The following is an 18,096-nucleotide window of genomic DNA, read 5'->3' on the forward strand; positions in this document are numbered from 1 at the left end:
GGCGGCGCCACGGGTACGACCGGGGGAACGTTGGTCAGGTTCGGCGTCGTCAGGCATGCCGCAGGGTCCGTCTCATCGGAAAGGCCTGGAGCGTGCGGCAATCAGCAAGCCGAAATCGGCCCATCCGGCGCCACCGGCAAGGTGGCCGATCATCGTGACTGGATAGGGGGTGGGCCGTGGGCTTTGCGCCGGTGGGGTCATGAGAGAAGGTTGTCTCTGAGGGAGGCCGGCTTCCGGAGGAGGGGAATAGATTCCCCCGGAAGCCAAGAGCGGCATCAAAATTCTTCGCCGCCGCCGAAATCCATGTCTTCAGCAGGCGCTTCCGGCTCCGACGCTGCGGCGGCCGGTTGAGCGGCCTGTGCCGCGTCGCCGCCGAACATGCCTGCGATCGCGTTGCCGAGCAGGACGCCACCGGCAACGCCCATCGCCGTCTGTGCAGCGCCGGCGAGGAAGCCGCCGCCGGCACGCTGCTGCATCGGCTGGCCGTAAGCCTGGTTCTGGTTGCCCCATGGCGAGCCGGGAGCAGCGCTGCCATATCCGGGCTGCTGCGGCGCGTGGCGCTGCGGAGCGGCGTTGCTGCCGAACATCGACGAGAAGAAGCCGCCGCGCTGCTGGCTCTGCGCGGTGTGCGATTCCAGTTCCTCGATACGGCGTTGCGCCGCCTCCAGCGCCTGCTCCTGCACGACGATCGTCTGCGCCATGTAGTAGGGTGCACCCGGCTGCTGGCCGATCCGCTCCTGAATGAAGCGGTCGGATTGGGCGTCGCGTGGGCCGGACTGGCGCTCCACCTGGGCAAGCTTGGAGAACAGGCCGTCGATGGCCTGCTGATCATTGCGATCCATGGGATGCTTCCTTGCTATCGACGACTGTTATTCTTCGCGCTGGCCGGTGAAATTCAGCAGCAGCTGGAAGATGTTGACGAAGTTCAGATAGAGCGACAGGGCGCCGAACACGGCAAGCTTCTGCTGCGATTCCTGGTCGAAGTTGTCGGCGTACTGCTCCTTGATGTTCTGCGTGTCCCAGGCGGTCAGGCCGACGAAGACGACGATGCCGATGACAGAGACGGCAAACTGAAGCGCGCTGGAGCCAAGGAAGATGTTGACGATCGAGGCGATCATCACGCCGATCAGGCCCATGATCATGAACGAGCCGAACTTCGCGAGATCGCGTTTCGTCACATAACCGTAGAGGCTGGTCGCGCCGAACATGGTGGCGGCAATGAAAAAGGTGCGGGCGATGCTGGCGCCGGTGAAGACCAGGAAGACGGAGGCAAGCGACAGCCCCATGACGGCGCAGAAGACCCAGAAGGTCAGCTGCGCTGCGGATGCCGACATCGAATGCATCTTGAAGGAAAAGAAGAAGACGAAGGCGAGCGGCGCCAGCATCACCACCCATTTCAGCGGCGTGGAGAAGATCGGCACGTAAAGCGCCGGCGTGGTGCCGACGATGAAGGCAACAAGGCCCGTCACGACGAGGCCGAGGCCCATATAGTTGAAGACGCGCAGCATGTGCTGGCGAAGGCCCTCGTCGAGGGCGGCGGCCGAAGCCTGGCTCATCCCGCCGAAGCGGTTCTGGTTCTGATACATGAAGGTTTCCTCAGTAAAGTGAGTTCTTGAGAAGCTCGGCCTCGTCGCTGAGGCCGATGCCCGGCGTGCTTGAAACGACGGCATAGGCAACCTCGCCGACCTGCCACCAGGCAGCCTCGGCATTGGAAAGGTTGAGGTCCTTCACGGGTTCGACCGCGAAACGACCGGGCCTGCCGGCGAAAAGTGAAATGACCGTGCCCGCATCGGTCTTGACGCTCGCCTCGACGCTGGGTCCGAACTCGGAGGGGAATACCTGAACGTCGACGACGTTCCAGCCCTTCGGAAGCTCCGGCATGACGATGGCGGTTGCCGCGCGGATATCGTCCCGGTCATAGGTCTGCACCTCCGGCTGCGACGGCATTCCAGCCCTGACGAGCGAGGTCTGATGGGCACGGATGGCATGTTCCACGAAAGGAGGCGGGGGGGCCGAGGCGTTGACTTCGCTCGGGCCGACCGACGCATGGGCAATCCATCCCACCGACACCATCAGGCCGACCGCCGCCACTTTTTGCAGAGCGTTCCACACGCGCGCATTCGCCAGTCCCGACGAGAGCCGCCGGGCCGCCTCGCGCGTCTCCGGACGACCGCCAACGGCATCCGACGTCATCGCCAGCTTGAGCGTGGTCCGCATGCCGAGGTCGGCCATCACACGCGCCGCCGCATCCGGGTTCCTGGCAAGCCAGGTCTCGACCCGGAGCCGACCTGCGCCATCGAGCTGATTGTCGACGTAGGCGTTGAGATCACTGTCGGTCATCGTATCGGCGTCAATCATTCTCGCCTCCGACAAGCCTTAGATGGATGGGTTTCTTCGCTCCGCTTTCGAAATCTCTCAAGGTCGCTCGCGCGCGGGAGACACGTGACATCAACGTCCCGACGGGGATATCGAGTATGTCGGCAGCCTCCTGGTAGGAAAGATCTTCGACGGCAACGAGATGAAGGGCTTCGCGTTGCTCCGGCGGAAGCAGCATGAAGGCTTCGCGAACCTGCGCCAGCCGGACGCTGTGTTCCTGGTGGGCCGGATAGGAGGAGACGGCTTCCTGCGCCGTCTGGCTGTCACGCTGGCCGCGCGACAGCGCCGATCGCACGCGATCGACATGGGTGTTGCGAACGATGGCGAAGAGCCAGTTTCGAAGGTTCGCTCCGGATCGGAAGGTCGAGCGCCGCTCGTAGGCTCTTACCAGAGCATCATGAACGAGATCTTCGGCGTCCGGCGCGCTGCGCGCAAGCGAGCGCGCATACCGCCGCAGCGCGGCGAGCTGCCCAATAACGTCGAAAGCGCCCTTTTTCGAATCCATACCCGCATATACGGAGCCGATGCGATTTCTCATCCATCGTCAGCCAAAAAATTTCATTCATTCGTATGCGGCAGCTTCGGATTTCGTCATGACCACCGACCCACGCTCGCCGTCCAAGGCGCCGCCTGCGAAAAAGAAGCCGATCGGGAATTCTGGCTCTTGCACATACTTTTGCGACTTTTTTGACCGGGTTTCTCGCCTGCGACGGCAACGCGCAAAGGATCATTTCCGCAAGGTTCGGCGGCAATACGAAGCTCAAGCAGGCTCGGCCTGACGCCTATCGGCGGCATGTAGGGCTCTTCAGCGAATGCGCGTCTGAACGCGCACGATGTTCATCTGAAGCTCGTGGCATGTGGCGTATCTACCGAGCACCTTGATCAGACGCTGCTCTTCGATTTTGGGAATGCCGGTCCGTTGGCAATAGTCCGCGACGTCCCAGATGTGTTTGGCCCGGGAGTTGTCGACAGTTCGAACATCCGTATGTTTCATTCTTGCCTCCCCTTGCACGCGCATAACGCCCGGAGGCCGGTTTGGTTCCGCCAGGGTCCGGCCCCTGGCGGTTTCGGCTGCGTACCGATTGCAGCGTGAGCACAGACGACCGCTACAACGTGCAAAGCGACCGCGATGTCGGGGTCAGGCGCGAAACCTCAATTGTTCGCCAGCACTGGCTGTCCATGTGCGGAAAGACCTCACTGGTCCATCTCACGTCCTTGCGCAAGCGCTCCTGGTGCCGGGAAAGACTGTCCTCGTCCTCGTGCATTTCGAACCAGACAAACACCGCCTCGCCCTCGCGGACGGGAAGCCTCGGAAAGCCGTTCACGCTGCGTTCGGTGGTCAAGACCGCATCGACGCGAGCGCCGGCCCTTTCCAGGATCGGCAGCGCCTCGGCGACGAAGAATGCGGCGAACTTGTCCTCTGTGCCGGGAGCCAGCGAGCAGATGTTGACGGCAACCAGGCCCTTGGTCTGCCTTGCCTCCTGTTCCCTCGAGCGGTTGCGCGAAAACGGGTGCGTGCCGTCAACGGGCTTGAGCAGCAACACGTTGTCCGAGTTGAGCATCGTTTCGTTGGCGTGTGGCCCATGCTCCTTCCAGACCGGCCCCGAATAGAAAGCGGCGAGCGCGTCCGTTCGTGTCTCCATGTTTAAGAAGGACCGTACCCAGACGAAGGCGTCGGGATCGCCGCAGTCGCGGAACTCTCCTTCAATGCGCATTCCGAGCGCCTCCTGCGGTTCGACGAATTCGCTGTCGAACAGTCCGATCAGGCGTTCCCTTCCGCCAGGCCGAAGTCGGTAGCGCCGAAGTTCGAATACGGCATGCGATTCCATGGGGCCTCCACAACAGGTCGATTGTCCTGTTTTCAATAACAGGTTGATTGACCTGTTTTGTCAAGGCACTATGTCGGAAGAATTTTCAGGCGACGATCATGATCGAACACAAAAGAACCAACGACCCTCAGGCGGTGCGCCGCAGGATCGTGGATGCGGCCTACCAGGCCTTCGTCACGCGAGGGTACCTTGCGACGGGAATGTCGGAATTGCGGGCGAAGGCTTCCGTAACCGGGGGAGCGATGGCGCATCATTTTCCTGTCAAGCGCGAGCTCGGATTGGCGGTTATCCGCGATCGCGTCGCCGAAGCGGTGCAACAGACCTGGATCGAACCGTTGCGCGTGTGCAGCGACGCGCCGACGGCGATCGATCGGATCTTCACCGAGATCATCGACGAGCTTTCACGCAATGGGTCCGTTTCCGGCTGCCCGCTCAACAATATGGCAATGGAAGTCTCCAGGCACGACGAGGAGATGCAGGAGGCGCTTGGCGCGATTTTTGCCGCCTGGGAGGACGCGCTATCGAGGCGGTTCCAGGAAGACATCCGCTTGAAGCGTGTCGACGGCATCCGCCCCGACAGCCTCGCTACCCTGGTAATCGCCGCCTATTCGGGCGCCATGGCGATGGCAAAAGCCAACCAGGACACGCGTCCACTCGTGCATTGTCAGGCGGAACTCGCAGCCCTTCTCGCGTCGAAATACGCTTAAGCCGGCCGGGATTTTTCACAAAAGTTGGGGGGGTGTGGCCGAAAGCTTGAGGTGCTACAGGTGCCCATCGGGAAGGGGCAAGCTCTTAAGCAGGAGACTTCTCGATGAGCAGAACTGCCACGAATGCCCTCGGACAACCGGTCTATTACAGCGGAACTTCGACCGCCTGGTTTTCCGCAACTGCATCCGGGCCCACGTTTTATGGCACGCCTGGCAACGATTCGATCTGGGGCGACGGCTCCGTCGATGTGACCATGATCGGCGGCACGGGCGACGACATCTACTATCTCTATTCATCGACCAACCGGGCCGAGGAGGCGCCGGGCGAAGGTGTAGACACGATCGACACCTGGATGAGCTACACTTTGCCGGAGAACTTCGAGAACCTGACTGTCACCGGCAACGGCCGACATGCCTTCGGCAACAGCGCCGACAACATCATTACCGGCGGCTCGGGCAGCCAGACCATCGACGGACGCGCGGGCAATGACGTGCTTGTCGGTTCCGGCGGGGCCGACACCTTCGTGTTCGAGCGCGGGAATGGCAGCGACCTCATCGTCGATTTCAGCTCCAACGATACGGTCCGCCTCGACGGCTATGGATTTGCCTCGTTTGAGAAGGTTCTTGCCAATTCTGCCCAGGAGGGGGACGATCTCCGCCTCCATCTCGGCAATGGCGAAAGCCTGGTCTTCGCCGACACGGCCGCCGAAGAATTGCAGGAGAGCCAGTTCCAGTTGAGCCTCGACCGGTCGTCCCTGACACAGACTTTCTCGGACGATTTCGATACGCTTCAGCTCACCGACGGCTCCAGCGGTGTCTGGGATGCGAAATACTGGTGGGCGCCCGAAAAGGGGGCGACGCTCACCGACAACGGCGAGTTGCAATGGTACGTCAATCCGAGCTATGCGCCGACCGCCTCCGCCAACCCGTTTTCGGTCGAGGACGGTGTGCTGACCATCACGGCGGAGCGCGCCTCTGACGCAATCCAGTCCGAGATCGGCGGGTATGACTACACGTCCGGGATGCTGACGACCCATTCGTCCTTCGCCCAGACCTACGGCTACTTCGAGATGCGGGCCGACATGCCGGATGACCAGGGCGCATGGCCGGCCTTCTGGCTGCTTCCTGCCGACGGCTCCTGGCCGCCGGAACTCGACATCGTCGAAATGCGCGGGCAGGACAAGAACACCGTCATCACCACCGCCCATTCCAACGAAGGCGGCGAGCACACGATCAGCCGGGACGGCGTACAGGTCGCCGATACAGACGGGTTCCACGACTACGGCGTGCTTTGGACGCAAGACGAGATCGTCTGGTACTTCGACGACACGGAGATCGCGCGCGCCGCCACGCCTGCCGATATGCACGAGCCAATGTACATGGTCGTCAATCTCGCCGTCGGAGGCATGGCCGGCACACCCGATGACAGCTTTGACGACGGGGCGGAGATGAAGATCGACTCCATCGAGGCTTACGCGCTCGACGCCGATTGGCTGATCTAGACGGGCGAATGCAAAGGGGACGGCAGGCGACCGATAAAGGGCCGGCCTGCCGTCCGCTCTTGAATACGCCAGCCCTTGTGGCGCCCGCGTCGGAGTGCTCCCGGCGCCCTTTAGGCGTAGCGGGCGATCGCGAGATCGGTTGCGTCGATCTCCGGCTTGCTGCCGCTGACGAGATCGGCGATCACGCGGGCCGAACCGGAACTCATCGTCCAGCCAAGCGTGCCGTGACCGGTGTTGAGATAGAGACCCGCGACCTTCGTCGGGCCGATGACCGGCGTCCCATCCGGGGTCATCGGGCGAAGACCCGACCAGAAGCTCGCCTTCGACACGTCGCCGCCCGGGAAGAGATCGGTCACGGAGTGCTGCAGCGTCAGGCGGCGAGGCTCGCCAAGATCGTTAGTGTAGCCGGAGATTTCGGCCATGCCGCCGACGCGGATGCGGTCGCCGAGCCTGGTGATCGCGATCTTGAAGGTTTCGTCCATCACGGTCGATTCCGGCGCGCGCGCGGCGTCGGTGATCGGGATCGTCAAGGAGTAACCCTTGACCGGATAGACCGGCAGGCGGATTCCATGTGGCCTGACGAGGAGCGGCGAAAAGCTGCCGAGCGCCACGACCACGGCGTCGGCCTGCAACGTACCGTGCGCGGTGACGACACCCTTGACCCGGCCGCCTTCCACGTCGAGACCGCGGATGATGCTGCCGTAGTTGAAGCGCACACCGAGTTCTTCCGCCTTTTTCGCAAGGCCGTTGGTGAACTTGAAGCAGTCGCCGGTCTCGTCCTTGGGCGTCAGCAGGCCGCCGACGATCTTCTCGCGCACATGTTTCAGCGCCGGCTCGACACGAACGCAGCCGTCGCGATCCAGCACCTCATAGGGAATGCCGTCGGCGGCGAGCGCCTTGACGTCCTTGCCGGAGGCGTCGAGTTGGGCCTGTGTGCGGAAGAGCTGCAGCGTTCCCTGCATGCGCTCGTCATAGGCGATGCCCGTTTCCGCCCGCAGCGCGGCAAGCGAGGTGCGGCTGTAGTCGGCAAGCCGCAACATCCGGCTCTTGTTGATCGCGTAGCGCCCGGACGTGCAGTTCGAGAGCATCTTGATCATCCAGGCAATCATGGCGCCATCGACTTTCGGTCGCAGAATGAGCGGCGCGTGCTCCATGAACAGCCATTTCATCGCCTTCATGGGGATACCGGGTGCCGCCCAGGGCGAGCAGTAGCCGAAGGAAACTTCGCCGGCATTGGCGAAGCTCGTCTCCAGCGCCGGACCGGGCTGGCGATCGATGACGGTGACCTCGTGTCCGCTCTTGGCAAGCTGGTAAGCCGAGGTGACGCCGACGATGCCGGCGCCGAGAACGATGACTTTCATGGTGTCCTCAAAGGAAAGAAGAAGCTCAACGGTACTGCCGTTCGTAGCGATGGCCGAGACCGGTCAGGATTTCGTAGGAGATGGTGCCGGCATCGCGCGCAATGTCTTCCAGCGTCTGGTTGGGCCCGAGAACCTCCACCAGGCTGCCAAGGTGCAGGCGCTCCTCCGGCAAGGCGGAGATATCGACCGTGATGCTGTCCATCGATACGCGGCCGACGATCGGCAAGCGAATGCCATCGCAATAGACGGCACCCCGATCGCTGAGGCTCCGCGGCAAACCGTCGGCGTAGCCGGCGGCGATGGTGGCGAGCCGGGTTTCGGCGACGGCGATATGGGCGCCACCGTAGCCGACAAGCGCGCCCGCCGGCACGGTCCGTGTCTGCACCACGGCCACATCGAGTTTGACGACCGCCTCCATCGGGTTCGGCCGACCGTCCGTCGGAGCGCCGCCGTAAAGCGCGATCCCGGGTCGGGCGAGCACGCCGTGATAGGCTTCACCAAGGAAGATGCCGCCCGAATTGGCAAAGCAGAGTTCGAATTCCGGAAACTCCGCCGCGATGCGCCGCAGTTCGGCAAGCTGGCTGCCGTTCTGCTCGCTCAGGGTTTCGTCGGCCGAGGCCAGATGGCTCATGACGAACTGGATGTCGACCATGCCGCAGGTCCGCAGCATTGCGGCGACCGCAGATCTTTCCTGTGGTGGCACGCCGAGCCGCGACATGCCCGTATCGAACTGCAGGACGGCCGGCAGCCGGCGGTTGAGATTCACCGCCGCACCGGCCCATTGCCGCAACTGCTCGAGTGAATTGATGACGGGAACGATGCCTTCGTCGGCGCAGGCAAGCTCGTTGCCAGGCTGCAAGCCATTCAGGACGAAGATCATCGCATCGCGGGCTAGCTGCGGTCGCAGGCTGAGCGCTTCTACGAACTGGGCGACGAAAAAATGCCGGCAGCCATGCGCATAGAGGCGTGCCGCGACCCGGTTCGCACCGAGCCCGTAGGCGTCCGCCTTGACGACGGCTGCGGACCGCGCCGGCGCAATTTCGGCCGCCAGCCGGTCGTAGTTGCGCACCAGCGCCGCAAGATCGATCGTCAGGTAACCCGACGCGCCACCCTTGTTCGCTCTTTGGTGCGTATTTTCCCTTACTGCGCCATCCATGGCCGAGCCTCCCACCGTCACCGGAGGGTAGTGAAATGATCGCAGAATTGTCGAGGAATTGTCGATTGAACGTTGCGTGAAATCGTGATCTTTGAATGAAACCACGAAGAATTGGAATGATCTGCGATGACTGCGCTCGACTCCATAGACCGCAATATCCTTCGGCTGCTGCGCCTGGATGCCCGTCGAAGCAATGCCAGCCTTGCGAGCGAGGTCGGGCTCTCGCCATCAGCCTGCCTCAGGCGGATAAAGCTGATGGAACAGTCCGGCGTCATCCGCGGCTATACCGCTCTGGTGGACACTTCGAACGTCGAGGCCACCATCACCGTTATCATCAACATCACGCTCGATCGCCAAACGGAGGATTACCTCGACCGGTTTGAAGCGGCGGTGCGAAGATATCCCGAGTTGCGGGAGTGTTTTCTGATGACCGGTGGGTCGGATTATCTTCTGCGCGTCGACGTCGCCAATGCGGGCGAATTCGAGCGCATTCACAAGGAGATCCTGTCGGCTCTGCCGGGGGTCTCCAGGATCCATTCGAGCTTTGCAATCCGCAACGTGCTGGCGACGCGTCCGAAGTCGCGCAGATAGCCCACCCGCAACCTGCCAATCAGGCGCATGGCCCTGCAGTTTGCCCATGCCGCGAGATCGGTCCGCAGCACGGCAATTCTTGACCGGACGTACATTGACCGTTGACGATCGGCACACATGCGTCAGGGCGCAATGTTACCGCAAGGTGGAACGTCCAATCGGCCCCACACAACCGGAAGGGAACCAGCCGACCCAGGTTCGCCTGGCGAAGCCCCGATCGCCGTCGCTGTAATTCCGCCCGCAAGACAACCAGGTTCAGGCATTCTCAATTGGTTCCCAGACAACGATCCCATCGCACGCGCTTCGCCATATTGGCGCTCGCGTTGCTTGGAGTTTCTGGCGCGTTGGTCGCGTTCGCATTCCCAAGCTCCACTCCTTCAGATCAATCGGTTCTCACGGCTACGGTGCGCCGGGGTGCGTTATCCGAAACCGTCGGCGCGGTCGGAACACTCGAGCCCTCCGTCGTGGTGCAGGTCGGCGCGCAAGTCAGCGGCCAGTTGCGGACCATACACGTCAAGCTTGGCGATCGCGTGCGCAAAGGCGACCTGATCGCAGAGATCGATTCCCTCCAACAGGAGAATGAACTGCGGCTCGCCCGCGCTTCGCTGCTCCAGGCTAAAGCCACCGAGCGCTCGCGACAGTTTCATCTGGAGAAGGCCGAGCGCACGCTCGAACGTCAAAAGACACTTCATGACGGACGAGCCGGTTCGGCTGCCGACCTTCACGATGCTCGATCGGCGGTCCAGATCGCGCGCTCCGATCTTGATCTGTCGATCGCGCAAACCGAAACCGCCATTGTCGGCGTCGAGAAGGCCGAGACCAATCTCGGCTATACGCGCATCGGCGCGCCTATGGATGGGCGCGTCATTGCCGTGGTCGCCAAGACGGGACAGACGCTGAACTCCGCACAAACGGCTCCGGTGATCGCAATCATCGCCAACATCGATGTCATGGTGGTTCGAACCCAGGTTTCCGAAGCCGACATCGGCCGGATCAAACCGGGACAGAAGGTCCGCTTCACAACCTTCAGCGACCGCCAGACCAGACGCGAGAGCGTGCTGGCCGTGGTCGAACCAGCGTCTCCTGCCATGCTGGCGGCTCTCGGGGCGAGCACCACCCAGCCTGCCACCAACGGCCCTTCCCAAGCAGTCTATTTCAATGCCGTCTTTGATGCACCGAACGATGACGGCAGTCTGTTACCCATGATGACCGCCGACGTGACCATCACGACCGGCGCCGTCGATAATGCGGTGCTTGCCCCCTGGGCGGCGCTTCAAGGCCCCGACGAAAGCGGCCTGTTCAAGGCCACGGTCAGAAGCCAGCACGGCCAGTTGGAGACGCGTGACGTCCGGATCGGCCTCACAGACCGCATCGACGCAGAAGTGCTTGAGGGATTGGCCGAGGGCGACGAAGTGGTGCTGCAGCTCGATACCGGGCCGACGGATACGGACGTAATACTGCAATGATCGCTCCCCGGCTCGAACTTTCCAATGTGACGCGTAGCTATCGCAGCGGCAATGAGACCGTCATGGCGCTCGATGGTGTAAGCCTGGTCATAGAGCCTGGCGAGTTGGTCGCGATTGTCGGGGCATCGGGATCTGGCAAATCCACCCTCATGAACATTCTCGGCTGTCTCGACCGCTCTGACCGCGGCCTCTACCGCGTCGACGGGATCGACGTGTCGACCCTCGAAGCCGATGGCTTGGCACACCTTCGCCGCGACCGGTTTGGGTTTGTGTTTCAGCGCTACCATCTGGTGAACGCGCTTTCGATTGGCGGCAATGTGGAGTTGCCGGGGATATATGCGGGCATGCCGACTGCCCGTCGGCGCGAACGGGCTGCCCGGCTCGTCGAGCAGTTCGGGCTGGCGGACAAGCTTCCTTTTCGCCCCAATGAACTGTCGGGAGGGCAGCAGCAGCGCATCGCAATTGCGCGTGCCCTGATGAACGACGCCGGTGTGGTGCTTGCCGACGAGCCAACCGGTGCGCTTGATCGGCGATCGGGCGACCTCGTCCTGTCCGTGCTCAAGGACCTGCACGAGCAGGGCCGTACCGTCATCATCGTCACCCACGATCATGACGTCGCGTCCCATGCCGGGCGAATAATCGAGATTGCCGATGGCGCGATCATCTCTGACACCCGCTTGAGCGCCGCCCGAAAAAACACGGCTGCCAACGAGTTGGCGAAGGCGGCATCGAGGTCGTCGCGCGCTTCGATTTCAAGCCTCACCAGTGCTTTTGGCATGTCCTTCAAGGCAATGGCTGCCCAGAAGTTGCGAACGGGATTGACGATGCTTGGCATTGTCATCGGCGTCACCGCCGTCGTCGCCGTCATCGGGCTTGGCGAAGGCGCTCGGATGCAGGTCGCCAACCAGTTGGCGGGCCTCGGAACCAATACACTTGTCATCTATCCCGGACGCAGCTTCGGAGACGCCGACGCATCAAGGATCGCCAGTATGACCACAGCGGACGCGGATGCCCTTGCGGCCCAGTTCTACGTCGACAGTGCAACACCGGAAATCTTGACGAGCCAGAAGGCTCGAAGCGGAACGCGAGCCGTGGACCTTCAAGTGTCCGGGGTAGGGCCCTCCTACTTCCGGGCAAATGGCATGAGGCTCGTTTCCGGCCGGCTGCTCACGCAAGAGGATTTGGCCGACGCCCATGCCAACTTGGTACTCTCCGAACTTGCCGCGTCGAGCCTCTTTGGGAACGCCGAAGCGGTGGGCCAACAGGTCCTGCTCGGCAAGACGCCGGCGACGGTGGTCGGGATCGCGGCGTTGCCGGATATGCGCGGCAGGGCAGCCTCCGCCTACATCACCCATACGGCCCTGCGGGCGCGCTTGAGTGGGACGATGCCGCTAACGAACATCACGCTGCGGGTTCGCGACGACATCGACACGAACCTGGCTGAACGCGCAGCGAGCAACCTCCTGCAACGCCGGCATGGCGTGAAAGACTTCTTCATTATCAACAACGACCAAATTCGACGGTCGACCGAAAGGACAATGGCGACATTCAGTCTGCTGATTGCCGCATTGGCCACGGTTGCTCTGGTGGTTGGCGGAATTGGGGTCATGAACATCATGCTCATCTCCGTCACGGAGCGGACCCGTGAAATTGGCCTCCGCATGGCGCTTGGCGCAAGACAGCGCGATATCATGGCTCAGTTCATGATCGAGGCGGTCGCGGTCTGCCTCGTCGGCGGCGGGCTCGGCGTCGCACTCGCAATAGCGCTGTCGTTCGTCACGGACGCCCTGATGTCGCCGCTTCCGATCCTGCTGAGCGCGGGGGCCGTTTTGCTCGCCGCAGGCTTCACCCTTCTGATTGGTCTGGCATTCGGCTATCTGCCGGCGCGCGGCGCAGCCCGTCTTGACCCCGTCCGTGCACTGGCAAGCGAGTAAACGGGTGCGCGTGTTCAAGATTGGGATCGTTTTTCCGATTGGTCTGGCGCTCGCCGGCTGCCTGGCGCCGGCCGGGTACCAACGTCCGGAGGTTCCGTCCGGTCTTGGCTGGCCCGCACAAAACGATAGTGGCGGCGGCAAGGAATATCCCGCGGCAACGGATCGGTGGTGGACGGCCTTTGGTGATCCTGGTCTTGATGCGCTTGTGCCCGCAGTGCTTGCCGCCAACAACGACGTCGTTGCGGCAAGTCTGCGCGCTCGCCGCGCAATGTTGAACGCGGGGCTCTCCGCGGAGGCGGGTGCGCCGAAGCTGTCGGGTGGCGCTGGCGGAACCCGGCGCATGCCCTTTGACGGCAGCGGACCCGGCGGGCAGAGCGTTCAATCCAACCTCGCCCTTTCCTACGAATTGGATTTGTGGGGAAAGATGGCGGCCATTCGCGACATTGGCGATCTCGAAGCTTCGGCATCGGCGGATGACCTTGAAGCCGCCCGCCTGGCGGTCGCGGCGGCGACGGTTTCGACGTGGTGGCAGCTTGCCCATGCGAACCAGATGTTGGATAGCGCGAATTCCGGGCTCGCGGTGGCCTTGCGCACACGCGACATCGTCGAAACCATGCGCGCAGCCGGGACAGCATCGGACCTCGAACATTTCGAGATGACGCAGGCCCTCGAGGCGCAACGCGCCTCCCAAGAACAGCTCAAGCGCGACCGTGACGTGTTGCGCAACCGTCTGGTGGGGCTATTGAATGGCAAGGCCAGCCCGGTCGCCGAGCCAAAACGGCTTCCGCAAGGCAAGCTGCCTGAACTGGCGCCGGGACTGCCAGCGAGCCTCATTGGGCGTCGACCAGATCTGCGCGCAGCCGAAACGCGGCTTCGGGCAGCGCTTCGCCGAACGGACGAAAAGAGGGCGAGTTTTTATCCACCGATATCGCTGACGGGCAATCTCGGCGCCGGTGGCAAGGAACTTGCCGAGCTCGTGGCCAATCCCATTGCGACGCTCGGGGCGAATGCGGTCCTGCCGTTTCTGAACATCCGCGAAATGGGCCTGCAGATACGTGTTTCGGACGTTCAGTACGAAGAGGCCGTCTCCTCCTTTCGTGGGGCGATGCTGACCGCGTTGACCGAAGTCTCGGACGGACTGTCATCCAGGACATATCTCGCCCGCCAGCACCAGCACCTGACACGTGCGCTGGATGCCCGAAAGCGCGCGGAGGCACTTTACGAGACCCGGTTTCGTGCCGGGGCGATCGCGCTACGTCCTCTCCTCGACGCGCAAGAGGGCACCAGGCTGGCGAAGGATAGCCTGTTGAACAACCAGTTGGCGCGGCTCCTGAACGAAGCAACGCTTATCCGGGCTCTCGGCGGGCCACCTCCGCCGCAGGCGCCGCCATGAGCGCGCCGCGCCCGACGGCATGCGACCCGACGATCTGTTCATCCGGTGAAAACTGCGGCATTGCGCCGCAATCACGAATTGCATTGTCGCACGCAATGGATGTTCACTTGCCTCCCGGCTTCCGGTAATGCGCGGAGGTCCGCGCACAAGAGCCTGCGCGCAAGAGGAGAACCATCTTGAATGTCGATGAGAAGCTGGAACCAATTCTGACGGAAGTGCTGAGGCGCAACGCCGGCGAACTGGAATTTCACCAGGCCGTCCGCGAAGTGCTTGAAAGTCTGGGGCGTGTCGTTGCCAAGCACCCGCGATATGCGGAACACGCCCTCATAGAAAGGATCTGCGAACCTGAGCGGCAGATCATCTTCAGAGTGCCTTGGGTAGACGACGCCGGACAGGTCCAGATCAATCGCGGCTTCCGGGTACAATTCAACTCCGCGCTTGGGCCCTACAAGGGCGGCATTCGTTTCCATCCTTCCGTCAACGTTGGGATCATCAAGTTCCTCGGCTTCGAGCAGACATTCAAGAATGCCCTCACGGGCATGCCGATCGGCGGCGGGAAGGGCGGTTCCGACTTCAATCCGAGAGGGCGAACGGATGGGGAAATCATGCGATTTTGCCAGTCGTTCATGACCGAGCTCCACAGGCATCTGGGCGAATACACGGACGTGCCCGCCGGCGATATCGGCGTTGGGGGCCGGGAGATCGGTTACATGTTCGGCCAGTACAAGCGCCTCACCAACCGGTATGAAGCCGGCGTGCTGACGGGCAAGGCGCTGATCTACGGCGGGTCGCGCGCACGCAAGGAAGCAACGGGCTTTGGCGCAACCTACTTCGTCCAGCGCATGCTGAGCACCAAGGGCCTCGATTTTGACGGCAGGCGCGTGACGGTATCGGGCTCTGGGAACGTGGCCATCTATACCATGGAAAAGGTCGCGGAATTCGGCGGCAAGATCGTCGCCTGCTCCGATTCCAACGGTTACGTCGTCGATGAGGACGGGATAGATCTCGAATTGGTCAAGCAGATCAAGGAAGTTCGCCGCGAGCGGATATCCGAGTACGCCAGACTGAAAGGCACAAGGGCGCACTATGTGGAGGGCGGCTCGGTCTGGGATGTTCCCTGCGACGTCGCGATGCCTTCGGCGACCCAGAACGAGCTTACGGGCAAGGATGCCCGCATGCTGGTGAAGAATGGCGTCATCGCGGTAGGAGAGGGGGCAAACATGCCGTCCACTCCGGAAGCGGTTCGCATTTTCCAGGAGGCAGGGGTCATGTTTGCACCCGGCAAGGCGGCCAACGCCGGCGGGGTTGCGACATCGGCTCTGGAGATGCAGCAGAACGCCTCCCGCGACAGCTGGACGTTCGAACAAACCGAAGCCCGGCTCGCCTTCATCATGCAGTCGATCCACGACCGTTGCGCCGAAACCGCCGAGGAATACGGCAACCCCGGTGACTATGTGCTCGGGGCCAACATCGCCGGTTTCGTACGGGTCGCCGAGGCCATGGACGCGCTCGGGGTGATTTGACGCCCCTTTTGAAGAAAGCCGGCTTCGGCCGGCTTTCTTCTACCGTTGCCCGATGGCGGCAGCGTTGCCGCCATCGGGCATTGGGCCGGTGCCAATAATGTCTGCAGGATCTACACCGCGCCGGCGACGCAGGCATTTTCCGGCCACGCCGTACCGCCGCTGGCAGGCCCCCTTGTTCACGAAGATTCGCTGTGCTGGGCTTGCGATTTCACCTAGCAGTAGGCCCTTGGCCGCCGGCCTTCTTAACCACCGAAATTACAGCTGTGTCGCACTTCGAATTAGAATGTATCCGGCCACACCCAAACATCGCATAACATACATTATGGAACCATCGCGACGTTCTCCCGGGCAATCGAATTGCCGGCGGACTTGCCGTTGGCGAAGCGATAGATTTCAATGCTTTCGCGCGATCTTCGTTCCAGGTGCCGAGTGCCCCTGGTTTCGCTGGTATGCGTGATGCGGAATGCTCGGAAGGACAGTCGCAATGCCCAGAGCCGTCATTGTTGGTGGAACCGGACAGATAGGTCTCGCAACGGCCCGCCGCCTGCTGGATGAAGCCTGGGACGTGACGATCGTCAGCCGCCGCGCCACGGCCTTGCCCTGCGGCTGCCGCCACGCGGAAATCGATGCTCGGGATGCCGGTGGGCTGCGCGCCGTCATCGGCACGGACACCGATGTTCTGCTGTCTTGCGTCGCCTTCGACGCGACCGATGCCGAATGCCTGGCGCAAGCCGGAACGGCCGCCGGCCGCATCGTGGTGATCTCAAGTGCGAGTGTTTATCGCGACAGCGAAGGACGAACGCTGGACGAGGCGTCGGACTGCGGATTTCCTGTTTTTCCTGGGCCGTTGACCGAAGAGAGTCCGATCGTCGCAGCCGGACCGGAGACCTATTCGACACGCAAAGCGGCGATGGAAGGCACGCTTCTAAGCCTCGCCGCATGCCCGGTGACGATCCTGCGTCCCTGCGCCATTCACGGGCCCGAAAGCAGGCACGCCCGCGAATGGTGGTTCGTCAAGAGACTGCTGGACGGCAGGACGGCCATTCCCCTTGCCTATGGCGGGCAGAGCCGATTCCAGACGACATCGGTTGCCGCGATCGCCAGCGCCGTGCTGCAGGCAGCCGGAGGCCACCTGCCGGCGATTGCCAATGTTTCCGACGTCGACAGCCCGACCGTTGCGGAAATTGGGCACGCCATCATGGGGATCCTGAATAGACGGGCAGAGCTTATTGGCTTGCCGGACGCACCCGCCTACCCGCCGACGTTTGGCGCGACGCCCTGGTCTGTTCCTTCGCCCATGGTGGTGGCGGGTACCACGGCCCCGGCAGCGACCTACAAGCAATCCGCCGAACCTGCCATCCGGTGGCTTGTCGAGCATGTCGCCGGCAACGATTGGCGAGAGCGTCTGCCGCAGCTTGCGGCCTATCCCCATGATCATTTCGACTACGAAACAGATGATGACGCACTGGAACTTGCTGGAGGGACATCGATTGCCGTTTGAACGCCGGGCATCGGTCCTGGCAAACTCGACACGCTCCGAGCCAAGCCTCAGATTTGGAGCCGGCCTGCTGATCTCGGCGAAACGCGTTCCTATATTACAGCCACGTCCGGCGCGCCGGCGCGCAGCCGGAGGAGTTAAAGCCATCAACGATGTGGAGGATATCCGAATGACCGAGAGAGCTGTTCTGGCTGGCGGTTGCTTCTGGGGAATGCAGGATCTGATCCGCAAGCTCCCTGGCGTCACCGGCACCCGTGTGGGCTATACCGGCGGCGATGTGGCCAACGCCACCTACCGCAACCATGGCACCCATGCCGAAGGCATCGAGATCGTCTTCGATCCGCAGAAGATCTCCTACCGGCGGATTCTCGAAGTGTTTTTTCAGATCCACGACCCCACGACGAAGAATCGCCAGGGCAACGACATCGGCACGTCCTATCGCTCGGCGATCTACTACGTCGATGACGAACAGAAGCGCATTGCCGAAGACACCATTGCCGACGTTGAAGCCTCCGGCCTGTGGCCGGGCAAGGTCGTGACGGAACTCGAACCCGTCGGCGATTTCTGGCAAGCAGAGCCGGAGCACCAGGATTATCTGGAGCGGTACCCCTACGGTTACACCTGCCACTTCCCGCGGCCGAATTGGGTGCTGCCGCAAAGGTCCGCGGCGGAGTAGCGAACGCCCGTCAAGTCATGTCCGCAGGACCAGGCACTGGGGACATGGGTGCCGACCGCCGTCGCCTCGGAACGACCATTCTCC

The 18,096-nt window shown here is 62.5% G+C and carries 17 protein-coding genes; 9 read left to right on the top strand and 8 right to left on the bottom strand.

The annotated features are described in order from the left end of the window. Positions 1-275: 275 nt before the first annotated feature. From C1A35_RS22075 to C1A35_RS22100, 6 genes are all read right to left on the bottom strand, one after another. The gene (locus C1A35_RS22075; RefSeq protein ID WP_104666394.1) at positions 276-842 is read right to left on the bottom strand and encodes a DUF2076 domain-containing protein; all 567 of its coding nucleotides are present in this window, start codon (positions 840-842) and stop codon (positions 276-278) included. A gap of 27 nt (positions 843-869) precedes the next feature. Next, positions 870-1,586 (bottom strand): Bax inhibitor-1/YccA family protein, encoded by a 717-nt coding sequence (locus C1A35_RS22080; RefSeq protein ID WP_104666395.1) that lies wholly within the window; start codon positions 1,584-1,586, stop codon positions 870-872. A gap of 10 nt (positions 1,587-1,596) precedes the next feature. Further along, positions 1,597-2,358, bottom strand: coding sequence for an anti-sigma factor family protein (locus C1A35_RS22085; protein WP_104666396.1), 762 nt, complete (start codon positions 2,356-2,358; stop codon positions 1,597-1,599). Further along, entirely contained in the window at positions 2,351-2,881 is a 531-nt protein-coding gene (locus tag C1A35_RS22090) for a sigma-70 family RNA polymerase sigma factor (RefSeq protein WP_104666397.1), read from the bottom strand. Before C1A35_RS22090 ends, C1A35_RS22085 begins: the two co-directional genes overlap by 8 nt. A gap of 300 nt (positions 2,882-3,181) precedes the next feature. Beyond that, positions 3,182-3,370 (bottom strand): hypothetical protein, encoded by a 189-nt coding sequence (locus C1A35_RS22095; RefSeq protein ID WP_104666398.1) that lies wholly within the window; start codon positions 3,368-3,370, stop codon positions 3,182-3,184. A gap of 112 nt (positions 3,371-3,482) precedes the next feature. Then, a complete protein-coding gene (locus C1A35_RS22100) occupies positions 3,483-4,205 on the bottom strand; it encodes an NIPSNAP family protein (RefSeq protein WP_104666399.1) in 723 nt (240 codons plus the stop codon). Positions 4,206-4,303: 98 nt separating this feature from the next. Here C1A35_RS22100 and C1A35_RS22105 point away from each other — a divergent pair, with 98 nt between their 5' ends. Both C1A35_RS22105 and C1A35_RS22110 read left to right on the top strand, forming a co-directional pair. Further along, entirely contained in the window at positions 4,304-4,912 is a 609-nt protein-coding gene (locus tag C1A35_RS22105) for a TetR/AcrR family transcriptional regulator (protein WP_104666400.1), read from the top strand. Positions 4,913-5,016: 104 nt separating this feature from the next. After that, complete coding sequence (locus tag C1A35_RS22110) at positions 5,017-6,414, top strand: family 16 glycosylhydrolase (protein WP_104666401.1); 1,398 nt, start codon at positions 5,017-5,019, stop codon at positions 6,412-6,414. 110 nt (positions 6,415-6,524) lie between these two features. Here the strand turns inward: C1A35_RS22110 and C1A35_RS22115 are convergent, their stop codons facing one another. Then, a complete protein-coding gene (locus tag C1A35_RS22115; RefSeq protein ID WP_104666402.1) occupies positions 6,525-7,775 on the bottom strand; it encodes a D-amino acid dehydrogenase in 1,251 nt (416 codons plus the stop codon). A 25-nt stretch (positions 7,776-7,800) separates the two neighbouring features. Next, a complete protein-coding gene (gene alr, locus C1A35_RS22120) occupies positions 7,801-8,931 on the bottom strand; it encodes an alanine racemase (protein WP_104666403.1) in 1,131 nt (376 codons plus the stop codon). A gap of 126 nt (positions 8,932-9,057) precedes the next feature. Between alr and C1A35_RS22125 the strand changes: the two genes are divergently transcribed. The 7 genes from C1A35_RS22125 (at position 9,058) to msrA (ending at position 18,012) form a co-directional block, all read left to right on the top strand. Further along, positions 9,058-9,522 (top strand): Lrp/AsnC family transcriptional regulator, encoded by a 465-nt coding sequence (locus tag C1A35_RS22125; RefSeq protein ID WP_104666404.1) that lies wholly within the window; start codon positions 9,058-9,060, stop codon positions 9,520-9,522. Positions 9,523-9,866: 344 nt separating this feature from the next. Further along, on the top strand, positions 9,867-10,988 hold the full coding sequence (locus tag C1A35_RS22130; RefSeq protein ID WP_158665126.1) for an efflux RND transporter periplasmic adaptor subunit: 1,122 nt from the start codon (positions 9,867-9,869) through the stop codon (positions 10,986-10,988). Then, positions 10,985-12,922, top strand: a complete 1,938-nt coding sequence (locus tag C1A35_RS22135) for an ABC transporter permease (protein WP_104666406.1) — start codon at positions 10,985-10,987, stop codon at positions 12,920-12,922. The genes C1A35_RS22130 and C1A35_RS22135 overlap by 4 nt, the downstream gene beginning before the upstream one ends. Then, on the top strand, positions 12,891-14,315 hold the full coding sequence (locus tag C1A35_RS22140) for an efflux transporter outer membrane subunit (protein WP_158665127.1): 1,425 nt from the start codon (positions 12,891-12,893) through the stop codon (positions 14,313-14,315). The genes C1A35_RS22135 and C1A35_RS22140 overlap by 32 nt, the downstream gene beginning before the upstream one ends. 176 nt (positions 14,316-14,491) lie before the next feature. Then, positions 14,492-15,838: an NADP-specific glutamate dehydrogenase gene (gene gdhA, locus C1A35_RS22145; RefSeq protein WP_104666408.1), complete on the top strand. Its 1,347-nt coding sequence runs from the start codon at positions 14,492-14,494 to the stop codon at positions 15,836-15,838. Positions 15,839-16,322: 484 nt separating this feature from the next. Then, the gene (locus C1A35_RS22150; RefSeq protein ID WP_104666409.1) at positions 16,323-17,339 is read left to right on the top strand and encodes an NAD-dependent epimerase/dehydratase family protein; all 1,017 of its coding nucleotides are present in this window, start codon (positions 16,323-16,325) and stop codon (positions 17,337-17,339) included. 166 nt (positions 17,340-17,505) lie between these two features. Then, positions 17,506-18,012 carry a peptide-methionine (S)-S-oxide reductase MsrA gene (gene msrA, locus C1A35_RS22155; protein WP_104666410.1) on the top strand — a complete coding sequence of 169 codons (507 nt, stop codon included), beginning with the start codon at positions 17,506-17,508 and terminating at the stop codon, positions 18,010-18,012. Positions 18,013-18,096 lie beyond the last annotated feature (84 nt).

Origin of the sequence: Ensifer adhaerens, from assembly GCF_002940685.1 — a bacterium.
Taxonomy (GTDB): Bacteria; Pseudomonadota; Alphaproteobacteria; order Rhizobiales; family Rhizobiaceae; genus Ensifer; species Ensifer adhaerens_E.

What these genes read in the sequence shown, in the direction of transcription:
- C1A35_RS22075 (WP_104666394.1), bottom strand. Translation starts at nt 842, where the DNA reads ATGGATCGCAATGATCAGCAGGCCATCGACGGCCTGTTCTCCAAGCTT.
- C1A35_RS22080 (WP_104666395.1), bottom strand. Translation starts at nt 1,586, where the DNA reads ATGTATCAGAACCAGAACCGCTTCGGCGGGATGAGCCAGGCTTCGGCC.
- C1A35_RS22085 (WP_104666396.1), bottom strand. Translation starts at nt 2,358, where the DNA reads ATGATTGACGCCGATACGATGACCGACAGTGATCTCAACGCCTACGTC.
- C1A35_RS22090 (WP_104666397.1), bottom strand. Translation starts at nt 2,881, where the DNA reads ATGGATTCGAAAAAGGGCGCTTTCGACGTTATTGGGCAGCTCGCCGCG.
- C1A35_RS22095 (WP_104666398.1), bottom strand. Translation starts at nt 3,370, where the DNA reads ATGAAACATACGGATGTTCGAACTGTCGACAACTCCCGGGCCAAACAC.
- C1A35_RS22100 (WP_104666399.1), bottom strand. Translation starts at nt 4,205, where the DNA reads ATGGAATCGCATGCCGTATTCGAACTTCGGCGCTACCGACTTCGGCCT.
- C1A35_RS22105 (WP_104666400.1), top strand. Translation starts at nt 4,304, where the DNA reads ATGATCGAACACAAAAGAACCAACGACCCTCAGGCGGTGCGCCGCAGG.
- C1A35_RS22110 (WP_104666401.1), top strand. Translation starts at nt 5,017, where the DNA reads ATGAGCAGAACTGCCACGAATGCCCTCGGACAACCGGTCTATTACAGC.
- C1A35_RS22115 (WP_104666402.1), bottom strand. Translation starts at nt 7,775, where the DNA reads ATGAAAGTCATCGTTCTCGGCGCCGGCATCGTCGGCGTCACCTCGGCT.
- alr (WP_104666403.1), bottom strand. Translation starts at nt 8,931, where the DNA reads ATGGATGGCGCAGTAAGGGAAAATACGCACCAAAGAGCGAACAAGGGT.
- C1A35_RS22125 (WP_104666404.1), top strand. Translation starts at nt 9,058, where the DNA reads ATGACTGCGCTCGACTCCATAGACCGCAATATCCTTCGGCTGCTGCGC.
- C1A35_RS22135 (WP_104666406.1), top strand. Translation starts at nt 10,985, where the DNA reads ATGATCGCTCCCCGGCTCGAACTTTCCAATGTGACGCGTAGCTATCGC.
- C1A35_RS22150 (WP_104666409.1), top strand. Translation starts at nt 16,323, where the DNA reads ATGCCCAGAGCCGTCATTGTTGGTGGAACCGGACAGATAGGTCTCGCA.
- msrA (WP_104666410.1), top strand. Translation starts at nt 17,506, where the DNA reads ATGACCGAGAGAGCTGTTCTGGCTGGCGGTTGCTTCTGGGGAATGCAG.